The 17,724-nt window shown below is 60.3% G+C and carries 20 protein-coding genes and 2 tRNA genes; 16 read left to right on the forward strand and 6 right to left on the reverse strand.

All coding sequences use genetic code 11. The features are described from left to right. Nucleotides 1-239: 239 nt before the first annotated feature. Together M2A_RS02725 and M2A_RS02730 are read left to right on the forward strand one after the other, a co-directional pair. The gene (locus M2A_RS02725; RefSeq protein ID WP_045442654.1) at nt 240-830 is read left to right on the forward strand and encodes a hypothetical protein; all 591 of its coding nucleotides are present in this window, start codon (nt 240-242) and stop codon (nt 828-830) included. A gap of 128 nt (nt 831-958) precedes the next feature. Then, on the forward strand, nt 959-2,668 hold the full coding sequence (locus M2A_RS02730) for a SulP family inorganic anion transporter (RefSeq protein ID WP_045442656.1): 1,710 nt from the start codon (nt 959-961) through the stop codon (nt 2,666-2,668). Here M2A_RS02730 and M2A_RS02735 read toward each other — a convergent pair. From M2A_RS02735 to M2A_RS02745, 3 genes are all read right to left on the reverse strand, one after another. Further along, nucleotides 2,646-3,611, reverse strand: coding sequence for a magnesium transporter CorA family protein (locus M2A_RS02735; protein WP_045442659.1), 966 nt, complete (start codon nt 3,609-3,611; stop codon nt 2,646-2,648). The genes M2A_RS02730 and M2A_RS02735 overlap by 23 nt on opposite strands. 112 nt (nt 3,612-3,723) lie before the next feature. Further along, nucleotides 3,724-3,800: transfer RNA gene (locus tag M2A_RS02740), tRNA-Arg, on the reverse strand. Nucleotides 3,801-3,869: 69 nt separating this feature from the next. Continuing rightward, the gene (locus tag M2A_RS02745) at nt 3,870-4,175 is read right to left on the reverse strand and encodes an ETC complex I subunit (protein WP_045442661.1); all 306 of its coding nucleotides are present in this window, start codon (nt 4,173-4,175) and stop codon (nt 3,870-3,872) included. 270 nt (nt 4,176-4,445) lie between these two features. Here M2A_RS02745 and M2A_RS02750 point away from each other — a divergent pair, with 270 nt between their 5' ends. Then, entirely contained in the window at nt 4,446-4,772 is a 327-nt protein-coding gene (locus M2A_RS02750; RefSeq protein WP_045442663.1) for a hypothetical protein, read from the forward strand. A 69-nt stretch (nt 4,773-4,841) separates the two neighbouring features. Here M2A_RS02750 and M2A_RS02755 read toward each other — a convergent pair. The 3 genes from M2A_RS02755 to M2A_RS02765 all read right to left on the reverse strand — a co-directional run bounded on the left by M2A_RS02755 (nt 4,842) and on the right by M2A_RS02765 (nt 6,040). Next, nucleotides 4,842-4,918: transfer RNA gene (locus tag M2A_RS02755), tRNA-Pro, on the reverse strand. A gap of 91 nt (nt 4,919-5,009) precedes the next feature. After that, on the reverse strand, nt 5,010-5,447 hold the full coding sequence (locus M2A_RS02760; RefSeq protein WP_045442666.1) for a PaaI family thioesterase: 438 nt from the start codon (nt 5,445-5,447) through the stop codon (nt 5,010-5,012). A 50-nt stretch (nt 5,448-5,497) separates the two neighbouring features. After that, complete coding sequence (locus tag M2A_RS02765; protein ID WP_045443033.1) at nt 5,498-6,040, reverse strand: cold-shock protein; 543 nt, start codon at nt 6,038-6,040, stop codon at nt 5,498-5,500. 381 nt (nt 6,041-6,421) lie between these two features. Between M2A_RS02765 and M2A_RS02770 the strand changes: the two genes are divergently transcribed. The 13 genes from M2A_RS02770 to M2A_RS02830 all read left to right on the forward strand — a co-directional run bounded on the left by M2A_RS02770 (nt 6,422) and on the right by M2A_RS02830 (nt 17,723). Then, nucleotides 6,422-6,898 (forward strand): Na+/H+ antiporter subunit E, encoded by a 477-nt coding sequence (locus tag M2A_RS02770; RefSeq protein WP_045442669.1) that lies wholly within the window; start codon nt 6,422-6,424, stop codon nt 6,896-6,898. Further along, a complete protein-coding gene (locus M2A_RS02775; protein WP_244444364.1) occupies nt 6,895-7,206 on the forward strand; it encodes an MrpF/PhaF family protein in 312 nt (103 codons plus the stop codon). The genes M2A_RS02770 and M2A_RS02775 overlap by 4 nt, the downstream gene beginning before the upstream one ends. Next, nucleotides 7,203-7,556, forward strand: a complete 354-nt coding sequence (gene mnhG / locus M2A_RS02780) for a monovalent cation/H(+) antiporter subunit G (protein WP_045442673.1) — start codon at nt 7,203-7,205, stop codon at nt 7,554-7,556. Before M2A_RS02775 ends, mnhG begins: the two co-directional genes overlap by 4 nt. 5 nt (nt 7,557-7,561) lie before the next feature. Further along, complete coding sequence (locus M2A_RS02785) at nt 7,562-8,128, forward strand: DUF4040 domain-containing protein (RefSeq protein WP_045442675.1); 567 nt, start codon at nt 7,562-7,564, stop codon at nt 8,126-8,128. Then, complete coding sequence (locus M2A_RS02790) at nt 8,128-8,565, forward strand: Na(+)/H(+) antiporter subunit B (RefSeq protein ID WP_045442677.1); 438 nt, start codon at nt 8,128-8,130, stop codon at nt 8,563-8,565. Before M2A_RS02785 ends, M2A_RS02790 begins: the two co-directional genes overlap by 1 nt. Beyond that, nucleotides 8,565-8,960, forward strand: coding sequence for a cation:proton antiporter subunit C (locus M2A_RS02795; protein ID WP_045442680.1), 396 nt, complete (start codon nt 8,565-8,567; stop codon nt 8,958-8,960). Before M2A_RS02790 ends, M2A_RS02795 begins: the two co-directional genes overlap by 1 nt. Then, nucleotides 8,960-10,501, forward strand: coding sequence for a monovalent cation/H+ antiporter subunit D family protein (locus M2A_RS02800; RefSeq protein WP_045442682.1), 1,542 nt, complete (start codon nt 8,960-8,962; stop codon nt 10,499-10,501). Before M2A_RS02795 ends, M2A_RS02800 begins: the two co-directional genes overlap by 1 nt. Before the next feature lie 9 nt (nt 10,502-10,510). Beyond that, nucleotides 10,511-12,034 (forward strand): monovalent cation/H+ antiporter subunit D family protein, encoded by a 1,524-nt coding sequence (locus M2A_RS02805; protein WP_156101660.1) that lies wholly within the window; start codon nt 10,511-10,513, stop codon nt 12,032-12,034. A gap of 7 nt (nt 12,035-12,041) precedes the next feature. Beyond that, a complete protein-coding gene (locus M2A_RS02810) occupies nt 12,042-12,362 on the forward strand; it encodes a hypothetical protein (RefSeq protein WP_045442701.1) in 321 nt (106 codons plus the stop codon). Beyond that, nucleotides 12,355-14,067 (forward strand): Na(+)/H(+) antiporter subunit D, encoded by a 1,713-nt coding sequence (locus tag M2A_RS02815; protein WP_045442703.1) that lies wholly within the window; start codon nt 12,355-12,357, stop codon nt 14,065-14,067. Before M2A_RS02810 ends, M2A_RS02815 begins: the two co-directional genes overlap by 8 nt. A 24-nt stretch (nt 14,068-14,091) precedes the next feature. Then, nucleotides 14,092-14,697 (forward strand): SRPBCC family protein, encoded by a 606-nt coding sequence (locus M2A_RS02820; protein WP_045442705.1) that lies wholly within the window; start codon nt 14,092-14,094, stop codon nt 14,695-14,697. Between the two features lie 141 nt (nt 14,698-14,838). After that, nucleotides 14,839-15,306 carry a (2Fe-2S)-binding protein gene (locus M2A_RS02825; protein ID WP_045442706.1) on the forward strand — a complete coding sequence of 156 codons (468 nt, stop codon included), beginning with the start codon at nt 14,839-14,841 and terminating at the stop codon, nt 15,304-15,306. A gap of 53 nt (nt 15,307-15,359) precedes the next feature. Next, nucleotides 15,360-17,723 carry a xanthine dehydrogenase family protein molybdopterin-binding subunit gene (locus M2A_RS02830; RefSeq protein ID WP_045442707.1) on the forward strand — a complete coding sequence of 788 codons (2,364 nt, stop codon included), beginning with the start codon at nt 15,360-15,362 and terminating at the stop codon, nt 17,721-17,723. Nucleotide 17,724: the final 1 nt, after the last annotated feature.

A 17,724-nucleotide genomic window follows, 5' to 3' on the forward strand; every position in this document is an offset into this window, starting at 1 on the left:
ACCAGCCAAGTTCCGCCGCTTTCAGTGTTGATCATGCGGCATCGGCTTCAACATGGTTACCTTCCGCCTATAGGCAGCGGTCAAACTCCAGACGCCCTGGCACCTATTATTTTTATTCTTCAGCACCTTGCCTTTATGATCGGCCTGCGGGGTCTTCCCCAGCAAGTTAATAATTCGTCACAAAGTTGTGTGCCTGCGAATAATGTGGACAGGATGCGGGCGCGGTCAAGGCGGCAGAAATGAGCGCTGACTTACTTTTGGGATTTGCCCTTTACGTGGGCGCGCTCACCGTCTGTGTCGGGGGGGTCGCCTATCTGGCCCATGAAGTAAAGGGCCGCAGCGCGCTGGGCTGGGGACTCTTCGCCTTCATCTTGCAAATTTTGGCGCTCGCCCTGCCCATTACGGCAGGCGCGCTGCTCGGCCTTTTCGACCCGCGCCTCTGGCTCACCGAGGGGCTCGGCGCCGTACCGCCCGATATTCTTTCTCTCTCAGGCGAACTGGCCATGATCGCCGGCGGCGCGGCGCTCGCCGTCCTTGCCTTCCAGTCCCAGATGCGCTGGAAAGCCTGCCCCGCCTGCCGCAGCCGCATCGGCTGGGCGAGCACGGTCTGTCCGGAATGTTTGACGCCGCAGCCCGCCTCGCCGAGGTCCCAGGTTGAAAGGCCTGAAAAACTGACAGAGTTCCGGGTCTTCCTGCCCCTGCCGCTGGCCGAGCGCCTGCGCCAATATGCGCGGGAGAGCGGCCAGCCCGGCAAAAAACAAAAACTGGGTGAAGACGCGCTTGTCGGCCGCGTCATCCGCGAGTGGGTCAGCCAAAAGCTGGATGGCTGAAAGACCTTAAAAATACTATGGACACCTTGACAGCGCCTGCCCGCGGGAACGAAATATCGGTCCTTCCCATAGGTCTGCCCGTTTCTCCGCCCGGTCCAGCTTAGACAACGCTTCCAGGAGCAATCCCGATGCCCTCATCCGCCGATCAACCCGGCGTCCCTCCAAGCCCCGGCTTTGCCGAGCTTTACACACCGAAGCTCGTGACCGTGCTGAAGGAAGGGTATGGGCTTAACGAACTGCGAGCCGATATTCTGGCCGGGCTCACCGTCGCCATCGTCGCTTTGCCCCTCTCCATGGCAATCGCCATTGCGTCCGGCACCTCTCCCGATAGAGGGCTCTATACGGCCATTATCGGCGGCTTTCTCGTTTCGCTGCTGGGCGGCAGCCGTTTTCAGATCGGCGGGCCCGCGGGCGCCTTCATCGTGCTTGTCGCTGGCACCGTGGCGCAGCACGGGATTGACGGGCTTATCCTTGCCACGTTCATCTCCGGCCTGCTGCTCGCCGCAGCGGGCTTTCTAAGGCTGGGCACTTACATCAAGTTCATTCCCTATCCCGTCACGGTCGGCTTCACCGCCGGGATCGCCGTCATCATCGCCGTAAGCCAGATCAAAGACCTGCTCGGCCTGCCCGCCGGGCAAGGCGATACCGGCTCGCTGATCGAAAAGCTCTCCGCCGCAGTAACCGCCTTGCCGGAGGTAAGCCCGGCCGCCCTTCTCATCGCCGCGCTCACCATCGCCCTCATTCTTGCTCTCAAAGCATTCCGCCCCGGCTGGCCGGGAATGCTGATCGCCATTGCCGCGGCCTCTCTGCTCGCCTTCTTCGCCGGACTGCCGGTGGAGACGATCGGCACCAAGTTCGGCGGTATTGCCCGCACGCTGCCGCTCCCCGCCTTGCCGGACCTTTCCGCGCCGCTTTTCTGGGCCGTCCTGCCCAACGCCTTCGCCTTCACGCTTTTGGGCGCGATTGAATCGCTGCTATCCGCCGTGGTCGCCGACGGTATGACGGGGCGGCGGCACCGCTCGAACTGCGAGCTTGTCGCCCAAGGCGCGGCCAATATCGGCTCGGCGCTCTTTGGCGGCATGTGCGTCACGGGCACCATCGCCCGCACCGCAACGAATGTGCGCGCCGGCGCGCGCGGGCCCGTCGCAGGCATGTGCCACGCGCTTTTTCTGCTGGCTTTCATGCTGATCGCCGCGCCGCTTGCCAGTTATATTCCGCTGGCTGCCTTGGCCGGCGTTCTGGTGCTCGTTGCCTGGAACATGATTGAAAAACATGCCATTGCGATTCTGGTGCGCACCTCGCCCGGTGACACGCTCGTTCTCAGCGCAACCTTTCTCTTCACCGTTTTCCGGGATTTGACGGAAGGCATCATTATCGGTTTTTCCATCGGCACACTGATCTTTTTGAACCGCATGGCGAAATCGATCCGCATCGAACATCACATGCCCTTTGTACCCGAAGACAAGGCCGATTGGGAAAACGGCACCCGCGCGCCCTATGACGCCAAGCTGGCATCCGATCCAGGTCTCGTCGTCTACCGGATTTCGGGCGCGTTCTTTTTCGGTTCCGCCTCAACCGTCGCCGCGGTTCTGGACCGCATTGCCGAGCGCCCGCAAACGCTCGTCCTCGATTTTTCGGATGTGCCCTTTCTCGATTCCACGGCGGCCAATACGGTCGAGAGCGCTTTGCGCAAGGCGCGCGCCAGCAAGGCCCGCATCTTCATCACCGGCACATCGGAACCGATCCGCAAGGCGCTTAACGCGCACGGCATCAAGGAGCCCGAAATCTCGTTTGCCGAAACCGTGGAGGCCGCGCTTAAAGCCAGCCGCGGCGCTTGAAATAAAGATAAGGCAGGATGGAGGAAACAACCATTAACACCAGTGAAAGCGGATAACCGGCCAGCCAATCAAGCTCCGGCATGAACTTGAAGTTCATGCCATAGATACTCGCGATCAATGTCGGCGGCAGAAACACAACCGCCGCGACGGAAAATATCTTGATGATCCCGGTCTGCTCGATATTGATCATGCCAAGCGTCGCATCGAGCAAAAAGGTGATGTTGTTCGACAGGTAAGACGCATGATCGGAGAGCGAGGAAACATCCCGCGAAACGGTTTTGAAAAGCCGTGCCGTCGTCTTGTCCAGCTTGGTCTCGCCGGGGCGCGACACGAAAGTCAAAACCCGCCCGATGGTCAAAAGACTCTCATTGGTGCGCATGGTCAGGCCCTGGGCCTGGCCGACAATGCGCAGCACATCGTTGAAATCCACATCGCCGCGCGCGCGGTCCTTGGCAAAAATCCGGGCGGAAAGCTTATCGAGTTCCTGCTGCACGCTCTCCAGAATATCGGCAATCCGGTCCACAATGGCATCGAGAAGACCGGCCAGCACATCCTCACCCGTAAAGATGTGGTTCAGTCTTTCGACCTGGCCGGCAAATTGCCGGAAGGGCAAGGGGTCGGCATAACGCACAGTCACCAGTTTTTTGCCGACAAGCACGAAGGTGATGGGCACCGATTGGGGCCTGTCGCTTTCCGAACGCGCAATAACCGTCGCCGTCATATAGGAGGCCGAGCCTTCCTGATAGAGACGGCTGGAAACTTCGATTTCCTCCATCACGGCACGGTTGGGAAGTTTGAACCCGAGCGCTTCTTCCACCACGCGGGCCTCGTCTTCCTCCGGCTCGCGAATATCGACCCAGATCGCGTCGTCAGGCAGCGCCACACCCGGCTCAAGCCCTTCATGTTCGATGCTGCCGTTCCGGCGCCTATAGACCTCAATCATCGAAAGACCTGCCTTCCGCCATCTGCCAGAGCCGCATAAAAGATCGTTCCGGCAGCCTAAAAGCAGCACGGAGCCAGCGCAAACGGGTTGATTGATGGACGGCCAGGATGGATGGCGATCCCGGCAGGACTCGAACCTGCAACCTGCTGATTAGAAGTCAGCTGCTCTATCCAGTTGAGCTACGGGACCTTTGCGCGTCAACACTGGTTAAGGGTGCGCTGCGCGGGCGGCATTAATGGGGCCGCTCAATGTGCCCACTCAATGCGTCCATTGGCCGACGCGGCCGAACTTGAAATTATCGGCATAGGCCTTGAGCTTCGGGCGGCGGGGTTTGGGCGCATAAACATCATAGGGAATGTTGTGCTTTTCCGCGTAGGCGACGGCCTCTTCCCGGCTGTCGAAGAAAAGCCGGACTTGCGAACGCATATCGCCGGAACTCGTATAGCCCATGAGCGGGTCGATCGATCTGGCCTCTTCGGGCTCATAATCGAGCACCCATTTGCGGGTTTTGGCCATGCCGGACTGCATGGCGGTTTTTGCAGGTCGATAAATTCGCGCGCGCATTCGAACATCCCTTTCAGCCGTTAAATCCGGCTCCGGACCGCGCATCGGAAGGCGCCCGGGAACCGGCTCGGTCAGCCTTGGCCTGTATCGCCCGTCCGGCCCATTTTGGCAAGCATTTCGGCACAATTTAAGGGCCACAAAGCTGCCCCAATAGGTTCGCGAGAAGATTGCGCCACTGTCACATCACCGACAAATGCCGCGCCTATTTCTGCCCCCGTAGCGGCGCTCCATCCCGGCGCCCGGTACCGCCCCCAGAGTCGAGGACAGACCATGACACGCCCCCTTCCCGCCTCCGCTTTCCGCGCCCGCCAGCCCTCCAGCCTAAACGGGGCCTTGCCAGCCCCGTCCGGCCCGCTGCCAAACGAGCGGCAAGACAGCCAGCAGGGCGACCAACGGCTGATCCATAAATCGGACCTGGTCGACCTTCTCAATGCCTGGAAATTCAACCCGCATGACCGGGCTTGCCTGCTGGAACTTGCCCCGTCTTTCGAACTCGACGGGCAGGTCTTCTATCACCTGCCCGTTGTCGAGCGGCTGCTGGCCCGGGCTTATTGGGTAGGCAATGACGCCGCCCGCAGTTTCCCCGCCGCTGCCTGAGGCACGGTGAAACGAGGTTCCTCGCGAGGCCCCGGCCGCTCAGACTTGACGGATGTACTCAGGAAAGAGTGGTCGGGGCAGCAAGATTCGAACTTGCGACCCCCTGGTCCCAAACCAGGTGCGCTACCAGACTGCGCTATGCCCCGACCGGGCAGGCCGCATCGCGGCCAACAGGCCTCACCGGCCTTCGAGGCATGAATTACACAGGTCCCATGCCCGGCGCAACCGGAATAGGCCTTAGCCGCCAAGCAATTTGAAGACGCCGGTTGCCGCCACGACCTGACGCCCTTCGCTTTCGATATGACCGCGCACGAAAACCACGTCGCCGTCCACCTGCGTGACATGGGCTGTGCCTTGCAGCCAGCCGCCCTCCTTGGCGCTGGCCAGAAACTCGGCATTGATCTTCACGGTGACCGAAGGCCGCTTCACCGCGCGGAACACCGCCGTCGCCAGAACCCCGTCCGCGAAGGTCATGAGCATGCCGCCATGCACGATGCCGCGCGAATTGCAGTGCCGGCGGCGCAGACGTAATCCATGCCAAAAGCCGTCATCCGACGTCTTGTGATAAAAGGGGCCGTTATGGCTGGAAAACGGCCCTCGGGTGCGGCTCGGCTCGAAGCCGGCCGGAGGATTGTCTTCCAGCTCCTGGCGCGCATCGCTGCCGGCTGTCGTCACGTTTCAACCCGTTTACTTACTGCTTGCTGCCCGGCCTGAAATAACAGGGCTCAATTATGGGATTCAGCGTTCAGGATTTCGGCAACGGCAAGGCCCTTTTGCCCTTCCCCGAAACGCACCCGCACCTGCTGGCCCGGCACAAGCTCGCGCAGGCCGAAACGGCGCAGCGTTTCCATATGCACGAAAATGTCCGGCGTGCCCTCACCGCGCGTGACGAAACCATAGCCCTTGGCCCGGTTGAACCATTTGACGGTGGCAATCTCATAACCGCTGACGGGCACAACCGCCGTCGAGGGCGATTTCTGCGCCGCGCGCACCGGCTCTTTCACTGCCGTCGTATCGTCGATTTCGAGGATCTTGACCGCCTGCAGGCCCTTGGGGCGCTTGGCCGCCTCGCAGGTCAGCGTGGTGCCTTCCGACAACGTGTCATGCCCCGCCGAACGCAGGCAGGATAAATGGATCATGACATCTGCTTCGCCCGTATCGGGAATTAGAAAGCCGTACCCTTTAACAGGATCGAACCATTTGACGACGCCGGTAACTTCATAAAGCGGTTCGGTACCATGAGCCGCACTCTGAATTTGTTCTTCCATCCCCACCCCGACAGCAATGTCACTCAGAACCTCGCAGCTTGCGCTATCCAATACGCGACATCGAAGCTCTTCTCACTACGGCGCAGCAAAACACTACACCGCCTCCTCCGAGTTAACTATAGCAGTGCAACAGCTCTCTTCAAAAGAAATCAAGTTTTCAGCTAGGGGTTTTTCCGTCCGGACCGGTCTATATTGTCACTTTGGCACACCCGCCGCAAAAATAGGCAAGATTGAGCACAACTTGCAGCACCGGAGGGATGCATTTAATAAGGAACAGCGCACCCTATATGACTCGATATAGAACAGATTAACTGTTATTCGGGCTGGGAACGCGTCAACAGGAACCGGGATAACCGGACGATCAGGGCGGAGAAACGGGGCATGGTAAAGGCGATCACCTTGGGACTGGGGCTTTTCGCCCTTTGGTTCCTTTTGTCCGGTTATACGATCCCCCTCATCCTCACTTTCGGCGTTCTTTCCTGCATTCTCTGCGTCTGGCTGGCTGCCCGCATGGACCTGATCGATGAAGAGGCCGTGCCGCTGCAGCTCAGCGCCGGCATTTCGAGCTATTGGGGCTGGCTGGGGCGCGAAATCGCCAAAGCCAATTGGGCAGTCGTCAAAATCATTCTCTCGCCGCGCCTCAAGCTCGACCAGCAGCTTGTCTATGTGCCCAACAGCCAGAAAAGCGACATGGGCAAGGTCATTTACGCCAATTCGATCACCCTGACACCGGGCACCATCACGGTCGAGACGGAGCCGGGTAAATTTCTGGTCCATGGCATCACGGGCGCGTTCACCGATCCTGAAGGCCTTGCCGAGATGGACCGCCGCGTTACAGCTATCGAGAGCCGTACATGATGTTTACCGCCGCTATGTTCGCGTTGGCCGTTGCCATGCTGCTCGTGCTGGTGCGCCTGTTTGCCGGTCCCACGCTTTATGACCGCGTCCTTGCGCTGAACGCGTTCGGCACCATGACGGTGCTTTTGATCGGCGTTGTGGGGTTCATGACGGAACGGCCCGACTTTCTCGACATCGCGCTGCTCTACGCGCTGATCAATTTCGTCGGCACGATCGCCATCTTGAAGTTCTTCCGCTACAAAGACCTCGGTCAGGGCTTGGCGGCAAGCGAAGAGCAGAACTCCCTTCGGGACGGAGGCTCCCAATGAACCTCTCCCTTGATCTCATTCTCGACATCGCAAGCTGGATTTCTTTCGGCCTCGGCGCTTTCTTTCTGATCGTGGGCGCCTTCGGCATGATCCGCCTGCCCGATTTCTGGTCGCGCCTGCATGCCGCCGGCGTCATCGACACGCTAGGCGCGGAACTGATCGTGCTCGGCATGCTCTTTCAGGCCGGCTTTACGATCGTCGCCGTCAAATTGCTGCTAATCGGCGCCTTCGTCTTTCTGACGAGCCCGACCGGCACCCATGCCGTCGCCAATGCTGCCTTTGTGGCGGGGTTGCGCCCGCTCGGCCTCACCCGCGACGACACGGCCGCCAAAACCGATAAAGGAGCCTGAGCCCCATGGAAGCCTTTATCGACATCGTGCTTTTCGGATTTTTGATCCTCACCGCCATCGCCATCATGCGGCTGCGTAATCTTTTCGCGGTGGTCATGCTCTCAGGCGTTTTTAGCCTGCTTTCCGCCGGGCTTTTCGTGGTGATGGACGCCGTGGATGTGGCCTTTACCGAGGCTGCGGTCGGCGCGGGCATTTCCACCGTCCTCATGCTCGGCACCATGGCCATGACCAGCCGGGAAGAAAAGCCGCCGGTCCATAACCGGCTCTTTTCCTTTGCCATTGCCGTCATCGTCGGCGCGGCGCTGATCTATGGCACGACGGACATGCCGCCTTTCGGCTCCCCCGATGCGCCGGCGCATCAGCATGTAGGCCCGGATTATATCGAACGCACACCGAAGGAAATCGGCGTGCCCAATGTCGTCACCGCCGTACTCGCCAGCTACCGGGGCTTCGATACGCTGGGCGAGGTCGCGGTGATCTTCACCGCAGGCATCGCCGTGATCGTGCTCCTGCACGGACGCACGCGGCCCGCCCGCACCGCCCGGGCGCGCAAAAAAGAAAAGGACGTCTGATGCACCACCATCTGATCCTGCGCGTCGTCTCCAAGATGCTCATTCCGCCGATCCTGCTTTATGCGCTTTATGTGCAATTTCACGGCGATTTCGGACCCGGCGGCGGTTTCCAGGCCGGGGTGATCTTCGCCGTGGCTTTCATTCTTTACGGTATCGTCTTCAGCCTCGACCATCTGCGCCGCGCCGTGCCGCCGCATATCGTGCGCCGCTTCGTGGCGCTGGGACTGCTTATTTATGCCGGTGTCGGGGTCGCCAATCTCTTTTTGGGCGGCAATTTCCTCGATTATTCCACCCTCGCCCACGACGCCAAGCACGGTCAACATTACGGCATCTTGCTGGTGGAACTCGGCGTCGGCATCACGGTGGCCGCCGTGATGATTTCCATCTTCTTCGCCTTTGCCTCCCGCCCGCCCACGATCAAGGACACGGACTGGTAATGTTCGACGATTTCTCATCCAGCTTCATCATTCAGCACTACAATTATTGGATGGTCATCGTGTTGATGATGGTCGGCCTTTACATCGTGGTCAGCCGCGGCAATCTGGTGAAGAAGATCGTCGGCCTTAATCTCTTCCAGACCGCCGTTTTCATGCTCTACATCTCGGTGGGCAAGATCATCGGCGGGACCGCACCGATCCTGACCGGCAACCCGGACGAGGTTTACTCCAACCCGCTGCCTCACGTCCTCATCCTCACCGCCATTGTGGTGGGCGTGGCAACGACGGCGCTCGGCCTTGCGCTGATCGTGCGTATCAACGAGCGCTACGGCACGATCGAAGAAGATGAGATTGCCGATATAGAACAAGAAATCGACCGGCAGGAGAGCGCCTGATGTTATCCGCAATTCTGGCGCATGCCCCTGCCTTGCAAACGGTGGTGCCGCTGATCGCCGCACCGCTCTGCGTGCTTTTCGGCCGCCGGCATCTCGCTTGGGCCATTACGCTGGCCGCGAGCCTCATCTCGGCCCTTTTCGCCGCCTATCTGCTTGCCCAGACACTGGACGGCAGCGTGATTTCCTATGAACTGGGAGGCTGGGCGCCGCCGCTTGGCATCGAATACCGGATCGATGCGGTCAACGCCTTCGTGCTTTTCATCGTCGCCAGCGTCGGCGCGCTTGTCGCCCTTTATGCGCGCGAAAGCATCGAGCAGGAAATCGACCCGGCGCTTCACGTTTATTTCTACACCGCCTTCCTGCTCTGCCTGACCGGGCTTTTGGGCGTGACGATTACGGGGGACGCCTTCAACGTTTTCGTCTTCCTCGAAATCTCCTCGCTCTCCACTTATACGCTGGTGGCGCTCGGCGCAGGCCGCGATCAACGCGCGCTCACCGCCGCTTATAATTACCTGATCATGGGGACGATCGGGGCGACCTTCTTCGTCATCGGCATCGGCTTTCTTTACATGCTGACCGGCACACTCAACATGGCCGATCTTGCCGAACGGATTGCCGCCCTCGGTGACAACCGCACCTTGCGCATCGCCTTCGTTTTCATCTTCGTGGGCATCGGGCTGAAGCTCGCCATGTTCCCGCTGCATCTCTGGCTGCCCAACGCTTATAGCTACGCGCCGTCCGTCGTGTCCGTCTTCCTGGCGGCAACGGCCACCAAGGTCGCGGTCTATGTGATGCTGCGTTTCCTCTTCACCGTCTTCGGCTTCGATTACGGCTTTCAGGCGGCAACGCTGCAGACCATCGTCGTGCCGCTCGCCGTCATTGCCATGTTCGCTTCTTCCATCGTGGCGATTTTCCAGAGCGACCTGAAACGGATGCTCGCCTATTCGAGCGTCGCGCAGATCGGCTACATCCTGCTCGGTATCTCGCTCCTCAATAAGCCGGGGCTGACGGCTGGCATCATTCACCTCTTCAACCACGCGGTGATCAAGGGTGCGCTTTTCATGGCCGTCGGCGCCTTCGTTTACCGCATCGGCTCCTCGCGTATCGAAGACCTGCGCGGCATCGGCAAGCAAATGCCCTGGATGGCTGCCGCCTTCGTTGCCGCAGGTCTCGGCCTTATCGGTGTGCCGCTGACCGCCGGTTTCATTTCCAAATGGTACCTCATTCAGGCAACGCTGGATGAAGGGGCCTGGTGGCTCGCCCTTCTCATTGTCGGCTCGTCGCTGCTTGCGGTGATTTATGTCTGGCGCGTGGTCGAGGCGATGTATCTGGCAGCGCCCGTGCAAGACGCGCCGGTGAAAAAAGCCCCCTGGTCCATGATCGTCCCGACCTGGATCATGGTGCTGGCGAGCCTTTATTTCGGCATCAATACCGAGCTGACCGGCAAAGCGGCCAGCACCGCCGCCGATCTTCTGATCCAGGCAACGCAAATAGAAAAAGCGCCGGAAACAGTTCCCGGCGCACCGGCGGCGGGAGAGTAAGAGATGGACATGAGCCCTTCCTTCGCCATTAGCCTCGCAGTCCTCCTGCCGCTTATCGGCACGGTGCTGATCGGCATGTCGGACCGCCGCCCCAACCAGCGCGAGGCGGTTTCCATTCTCACTTCGATCGCGCTTTTCTACGTCGTTGCGGGTTTCCTGCCCGATGTCATGAGCGGCGCGCGCCCGAGCGCCACCTGGTTCGAAGTGCTGCCAAGCCTTTCCCTTGCCTTCGAGATCGAGCCGCTCGGCATGCTCTTCGCGCTTGTCGCCTCGGGCCTTTGGATCGTTACGGCGCTTTATTGCATCGGCTATATGCGCGGTAACAAGGAAAGTCACCAGACGCGCTTTTACATGTGTTTCGCGCTGGCGATCTCGGCGGCCATCGGTATCGCCTTTGCCGCCAATATGTTCACGCTCTTCATCTTCTACGAAGTGCTGACGATTTCGACCTACCCGCTCGTCGCGCATAAGCAGAACGAGGCGGCGAAATCCGGCGCGCGGACCTATCTCGGCATTCTGATCGGCACGTCCATCGGCTTCCAGCTCATTGCCATCATCTGGACCTGGATCCTTGCGGGCACGCTCGACTTTAAACTCGGCGGCATTCTGGCGGGCAAGATCGACCCCACCATCCTGCCCGTCCTTCTCGGCCTTTACGCTTTCGGTATCGGCAAGGCCGCGCTTATGCCGTTTCACCGCTGGCTGCCTGCCGCCATGGTGGCGCCGACCCCGGTCAGCGCGCTCCTCCATGCCGTGGCCGTTGTGAAGGCGGGCGTCTTCACCATGCTCAAAGTGGGTGTCTATATCTTCGGCATCGACCTTCTGGCCGTCACGCAAGCCTCCGACTGGCTGATGTGGCTTGCCGCCGCATCGATCCTCATTGCCTCCACCATTGCGCTGACGAAAGACAATCTGAAAGCGCGGCTGGCTTATTCCACCGTCTCACAGCTTTCCTACATCACGCTCGGCATGGCGCTTGCCACCTCGCTCGGCGTCATGGGCGGGGCGATGCATATCGCCATGCACGCGATGGGCAAGATCACGCTCTTCATGTGCGCGGGCGCCATTTATGTCGCCACTCATAAGACAGAGATCAGCGATATGGATGGGCTGGGGCGCATCATGCCCTTCACTTTCGGCGCCTTCCTCATCGGCGCGCTTTCGATCATCGGCCTGCCGCCGCTCGGCGGGGCCTGGAGCAAATGGTATTTGATGCTGGGCGCGGCCGATGCCGGTCATCAAATCATGATCGTTGTTTTCATGGTAAGCTCGCTGCTCAATGTCGCTTATCTGCTGCCCATCGTGGCGCGGGCTTTCTTCGTGCCCGCCCCGCGCTTTGCCAGCGCCGGTGCGGCAGCAGTGCCAGTGCGCGGCGGCATTCAGGAAGCCCCGATCCTGTGCGTGCTGCCGCCGGTCATCACCGCGATCGGCTGCCTCCTCCTCTTCTTCTATGCCGGGGAAATTTACAGCCTCATCTATCCAGTCGCCTTCCCCGATCCTTCTTCCGCCGCCGTTCAAAGCTTGGCACCATAAAGGCCCCATGATGAACGCTAAGACAGACACCTCCCTTCCCGCGATCGCCCGGCTTCTTGGCCGCCTCGACGGCCGAATGCTCTTTTGGCTGCTGGTACTTGCAGGCGTCCTTCTCGCCTTGAGCGATTTCGCCTATCACCGCCATGAGATTTTCGATTTCGAGGCAGTGCCGCTTTTCTATGCCGGTTTCGCTGCCGCTTCCGTTCTTGTGCTGGTGCTGGCGGGCGGGATCTTCCGGGCACTCTTCAAGCGCGGCGAGAATTTCTACGCGCCCTTCAGCACCGACAGCGAGCCGCCTTTGAAAGCGCAGGAGCGCGATCATGCCTGATATTTTTCCCCCCGCGCTCATATTCATTGCCGCCGCCATCGTTTTGCCCGTTCTGCCCAAAGGCAATTTGCGCGCGCTGTTCCTGCTCGCCGTGCCGCTCGTCGCCGCCCATGAAATCTGGCAGCTCTCAGAAGGCGTCACCCATACATATGAGCTGCTGGGCTATTCCCTGACGCTGATGCGGGTCGATCAGCTCAGCATCGTTTTCGGGCTGATTTTTTCTTTCGCCGCCTTCCTGGCGCTTCTCTATGCCTGGCACGTCAAGGATACGGTGCAGCAGGTCACGACGCTGCTTTATGCAGGTTCGGCCATCGGCGCCGTCTTCGCGGGCGATTTCGTCACGCTCTTCATTTTTTGGGAAGGCACGGCGGTCGCCTCCGTCTTCCTCATTTGGGCGCGCGGCACCGAGGGCGCTTATTACACCGGCATGCGCTATCTGATCATTCAGATCGCCTCCGGGGTCATTCTCGTTGCCGGCATGGCGCTGCATTATCACGAAACGGGCTCGCTTGCCTTCGGCGCGCTGACGCTCGGCTCGCTTGGCACTTGGGCGATCCTCATTGCCTTCGGCATCAAGGCCGCCTTCCCGCTGCTTCACACCTGGTTGCCCGACGCCTATCCTGCCGCAACGCCGACGGGCACGGTCGTGCTTTCCATCTTCACGACGAAACTGGCGATCTATTCCCTGGCGCGCAGTTTCGCGGGCACCGAAATCCTAATCTATATCGGCACCGTCATGGTCTTCTGGCCGCTCATCTATGCCGCCGCCGAGAACGATCTGCGCCGGGTGCTTGCCTATGCGCTCAACAATCAGCTCGGTTTCATGGTGATCGCCGTCGGCATCGGCACGCCCCTGGCGCTAAACGGTGTCGCTGCGCATGCCGTTGCCCATATTCTCTATAAATCGCTGCTCTTCATGGCGATGGGCGCGGTGCTTTACCGCACGGGCACGGCCAAAGCTTCCGGTCTCGGCGGGCTTTACCGCTCCATGCCCATCACAGCATTGCTTTGCATTGTGGGCGGGCTGGCCATGTCCACACCGCTCTTTGCCGGCTTCGTCTCGAAATCGCTCATTCTTTCCTCCGTCGCCAAAGCCTATGAGCCTCTGATCTGGGCGGCGCTGCTGTTCGGCTCAGCGGGGATTTTCTATGTCGCCGGTGTGCGCCTGCCTTATCTAGCCTTTTTCGGCGAGGATAAGTTTGCCGGCGCCCCGGAGCGCCCGAAGGAAGCGCCTTGGAACATGCTGCTTGCCATGGGCCTGACGGCGGCAAGCTGCTTCGCGCTCGGCCTGATGCCTGCCACTTTCATGAGCTTTCTGCCCTATGACGTCGCCTATGACGCCTATACGCCGGATCACATTCTCACCCAGCTTCAAGTGCTCAGCTTTACCGCCATCGCCTTCTTCGCGCTTTGGCGCTTCGGCCTCATCAAACGGCCTGCGCCCGGTATTCTGGTCGATAGCGACTGGCTGAACCGGCGCCTTGCCCTGGCAATCGTCAAACTGGGTGCTTATATAAGCCGGAATATGTGGGGCCTCATGAGCCGCACGGCCACCCGCCGCCTCGATGCCTTCCTGGCCAGTATTTACCGAGCGCATGGACCGCAAGGACCGCTTGCGCGCAGCTGGCCGGCCGGTTCTATGGTATTGTGGATTGCCGTGCTCTTGGGCTTCACGCTCATTCTCAGCTTCAGCCAATCACTTTAAACGACAAGACGGGGAGAGACGCTCATGGATATGTCAGGCGAGGTTCGCATTCCCGCGCCGCGCGAAACCGTGTGGGATGCGCTCAACGATCCCTCCATTCTTCAACAGGCCATCCCCGGCGCTGAAACCGTGGAAAAAACCTCCGACACTGAGTTCGAGGCGGCAGTGAAAGCCAAGGTCGGCCCGGTCAGCGCGAAGTTTAAAGGCAAGGTCACGCTTTCCGACATCAACGCGCCCGCCGGTTACACGATTTCCGGTGAAGGCTCGGGCGGTGCAGCCGGTTTCGCCAAAGGTTCGGCCAAGGTCGATCTCGTGGAAGATGGTAGTGACACGATTGTCAAATATGAGGTGCACGCCACCGTCGGCGGCAAGCTCGCCCAGATCGGTCAGCGCCTCATAGATTCAACCGCCAAGAAAATGGCGGACGAGTTTTTTGCCAATCTGCGCAATGCCGTTGCCGGGCCCGTGGAAGCGGACCGTCCGGGCGCGCACCCGGAAAGCGACGCGGTTGCGCCTACCGATGCGCCGATGCTGCCCAATGAGGACGCAGGCATGGGCCTAGCGCCCTGGATGTGGGGCACATTGGTCATTCTCGGCGTGCTTATCGTGATTTATTTCGTGGGAACGTGAACGAAACCGCCACCTTGGCGGTTGACGCTTGCCCTGCAAGTTCCCACACTTAAGCAAAGGACAATTGCGCCGGATGCCGCACCATCCGGCCCTATTCCATCCTGCGTATATGAACCCGCTAATTCAAATGGGGAGGTGCCCATGCCCGTTGTCACCATGACGGTCAACGGCAAGTCGGTGAGCGGCGAAGTGGAAGGCCGCACGCTTCTTGTTAATTTCATCCGCGATCAACTGAACCTGACGGGCACGCATGTCGGCTGCGACACTAGTCAGTGCGGCGCTTGCGTTGTGCATATTGACGGCAAAGCCGTGAAATCCTGCGCCACCCTCGCCCTGCAGGCGGACGGCGCGGAAGTTACGACGATCGAAGGCCTTGCCGCGGGCGGCGATCTTCATCCCGTGCAGCGCGCCTTCAAGGAACATCACGGCCTGCAATGCGGCTTTTGCACGCCGGGCATGATCATGACCGCCGTCGACATGATCCGCCGTAAGCCGGAACTCGACGAAAAAACCGTCCGCGAAGAGCTGGAAGGCAATCTGTGCCGCTGCACCGGCTATCACAATATCGTCAAAGCGATCCTGGCCGCATCGGAGGAAATGCGCGCTTAGGCTCCGGCAGAGACCGGATCGCATCGCACTTGGCGGAAAATGGGAGGAGAGCCATGTCGGAATGGGGTATCGGTAAACCGGTTCGCCGGCGCGAGGACGACCGTTTCATTCGCGGGCGCGGGCAATATACGGACGACATCAACCGCCCGAACCAGACCCATGCGGTCTTCGTGCGCTCGCCCCATGCCCACGCGCTGATCCGTTCCATCGATCTTGAAGAAGCCAATGCCGCGCCCGGCGTCGTGGCCGTTTTTACCGGCAAGGATGTGGCCGAAGACGGGCTCGCCGGGCTCATTTGCGGCTGGACCGTCCATTCCAAGGACGGTTCGGAAATGAAGGCAGGCGGCCATCCCATTCTCGCCGCCGAAAAAGTGCGCTATGTCGGCGATCATGTCGCTCTCGTCATCGCGGAGACGAAGGCGCAAGCGCTGGCCGCCGCCGATCTCGTGCTCGTCGATTACGAACCGCTGCCTGCCGTCTCTTTGAAAAACAGCACCGAGCCCGGCAGCGCGCAGGTGCATGAGGAAGCCCCCGGCAATCTCTGCTTCGAATGGGAGCTTGGCGACAAGACGGCGACCGAAGAGGCTTTTTCGAAAGCCGCCCGCACCGTCAGCATCGATCTTGCCAATAACCGCCTCGTACCGAACGCCATGGAGCCGCGTGCGGCAATCGGCGATTATGATGCGGGCCGCGATGAATATACGCTCTGGACCACGAGCCAGAACCCGCATGTCGCCCGGCTTGTGCTTTCCGCCTTTGTGGGGGTAGCGCCGGAACACAAACTCCGCGTCATTGCGCCGGATGTCGGCGGCGGCTTCGGCTCGAAGATTTTTATCTATCCGGAAGAGACCGCCTGCGCCTGGGCCTCGAAGAAGATCGGCCGCCCCATCAAATGGACGGCGGACCGCTCCGAAGCATTCCTTGCGGATGCTCATGGCCGCGATCATCTGAGCCATGCGGAACTGGCGCTCGATGAAGACGGCAAATTCCTCGGGCTCAAGGTCAAAACCAAAGCCAATCTCGGCGCCTATCTTTCCACTTTCTCCGCCGCCGTGCCGACCTATCTTTACGGCACGCTTCTTTCGGGCCAATACGACATTCCCGCCATCTATGTGGAAGTCGACGGCGTTTACACAACCACCTCCCCCGTCGATGCCTATCGCGGCGCGGGCCGGCCGGAGGCGACTTACATTGTCGAGCGGATCGTGGAAACGGCGGCGCGGGAAAACGGTTTCGATCCGGCGGAAATTCGCCGCATGAATTTCGTCAAAACCTTCCCGCACCAAACCCCGGTTATCATGAATTACGACATTGGGGATTTCGAAGCCTCGCTCGATAAGGCGCTGGAAGTTGCGGACTATGCGGGCTTCCCGGATCGCAAGGAAGAAGCAGCCAAACGCGGCAAGCTGCGCGGTATCGGCTTTTCTACGTATATTGAAGCCTGCGGCATTGCGCCCTCCGCCGCTGTCGGTTCGCTCGGCGCCGGTGTCGGGCTCTGGGAGTCCGCAGAGGTGCAAGTCGCACCCACCGGCAAGATCGAAGTCTTTACCGGTTCGCACTCACATGGCCAGGGGCATGAGACGACTTTTGCCCAGCTCGTTTCCGAACGCACGGGCCTGCCGCTTGAGGATATCGAGATCATTCACGGCGACACGGGCCGCGTGCAATTCGGTATGGGCACCTATGGCTCGCGCTCCGGTGCGGTCGGCATGAGCGCCATTTTCAAAGCCATCGACAAGGTGGAAGCCAAGGCCCGCAAGATCGCCGCACAGCTTATGGAAGCAGCCGAAGACGATGTGGTGCTGGAGAACGGTGCCTTCACCGTCAAAGGCACGGATAAAAGCCTGAGCTGGCCGGAAGTAACGCTTGCCGCCTATACCGGCCACGGCTTCGATACGGCGGAGATCGAGCCCGGCCTTAAGGAAAGCGCCTTTTACGATCCGCTCAACTTCACCTTCCCTTCCGGCTGCCATATCTGCGAAATCGAGATCGACCCGGAAACCGGCGTGACGGAGATCGTCAATTTCACCGCCATCGACGATTTCGGCACCATCATCAATCCCATGATCGTCGAGGGGCAGGTGCATGGCGGGCTCGTTCAGGGTATCGGCCAGGCGCTTTACGAGCACGGCATCTACGATGAAGAAAGCGGCCAGCTCATGACCGGTTCCTTCATGGATTACTGCATGCCGCGTGCGGATAATTTCCCCGGCTTCAAACTCGGCTTCACGCCGACCGTCTGCCCCTCGAACCCGATGGGCATGAAAGGCTGCGGGGAAGCCGGCGCCATCGGCTCGCCGCCCGCCGTCATCAACGCCATTACCGATGCCCTCGGCATCAAGGACATTCCCATGCCCGCCACGCCTGCGCGGGTCTGGGCCGCCATTCAAAACAGTGCCACACCGAAAGCTGCATGAG

The organism is Tepidicaulis marinus (genome assembly GCF_000739695.1).
GTDB classification, from domain to species: Bacteria; Pseudomonadota; Alphaproteobacteria; order Parvibaculales; family Parvibaculaceae; genus Tepidicaulis; species Tepidicaulis marinus.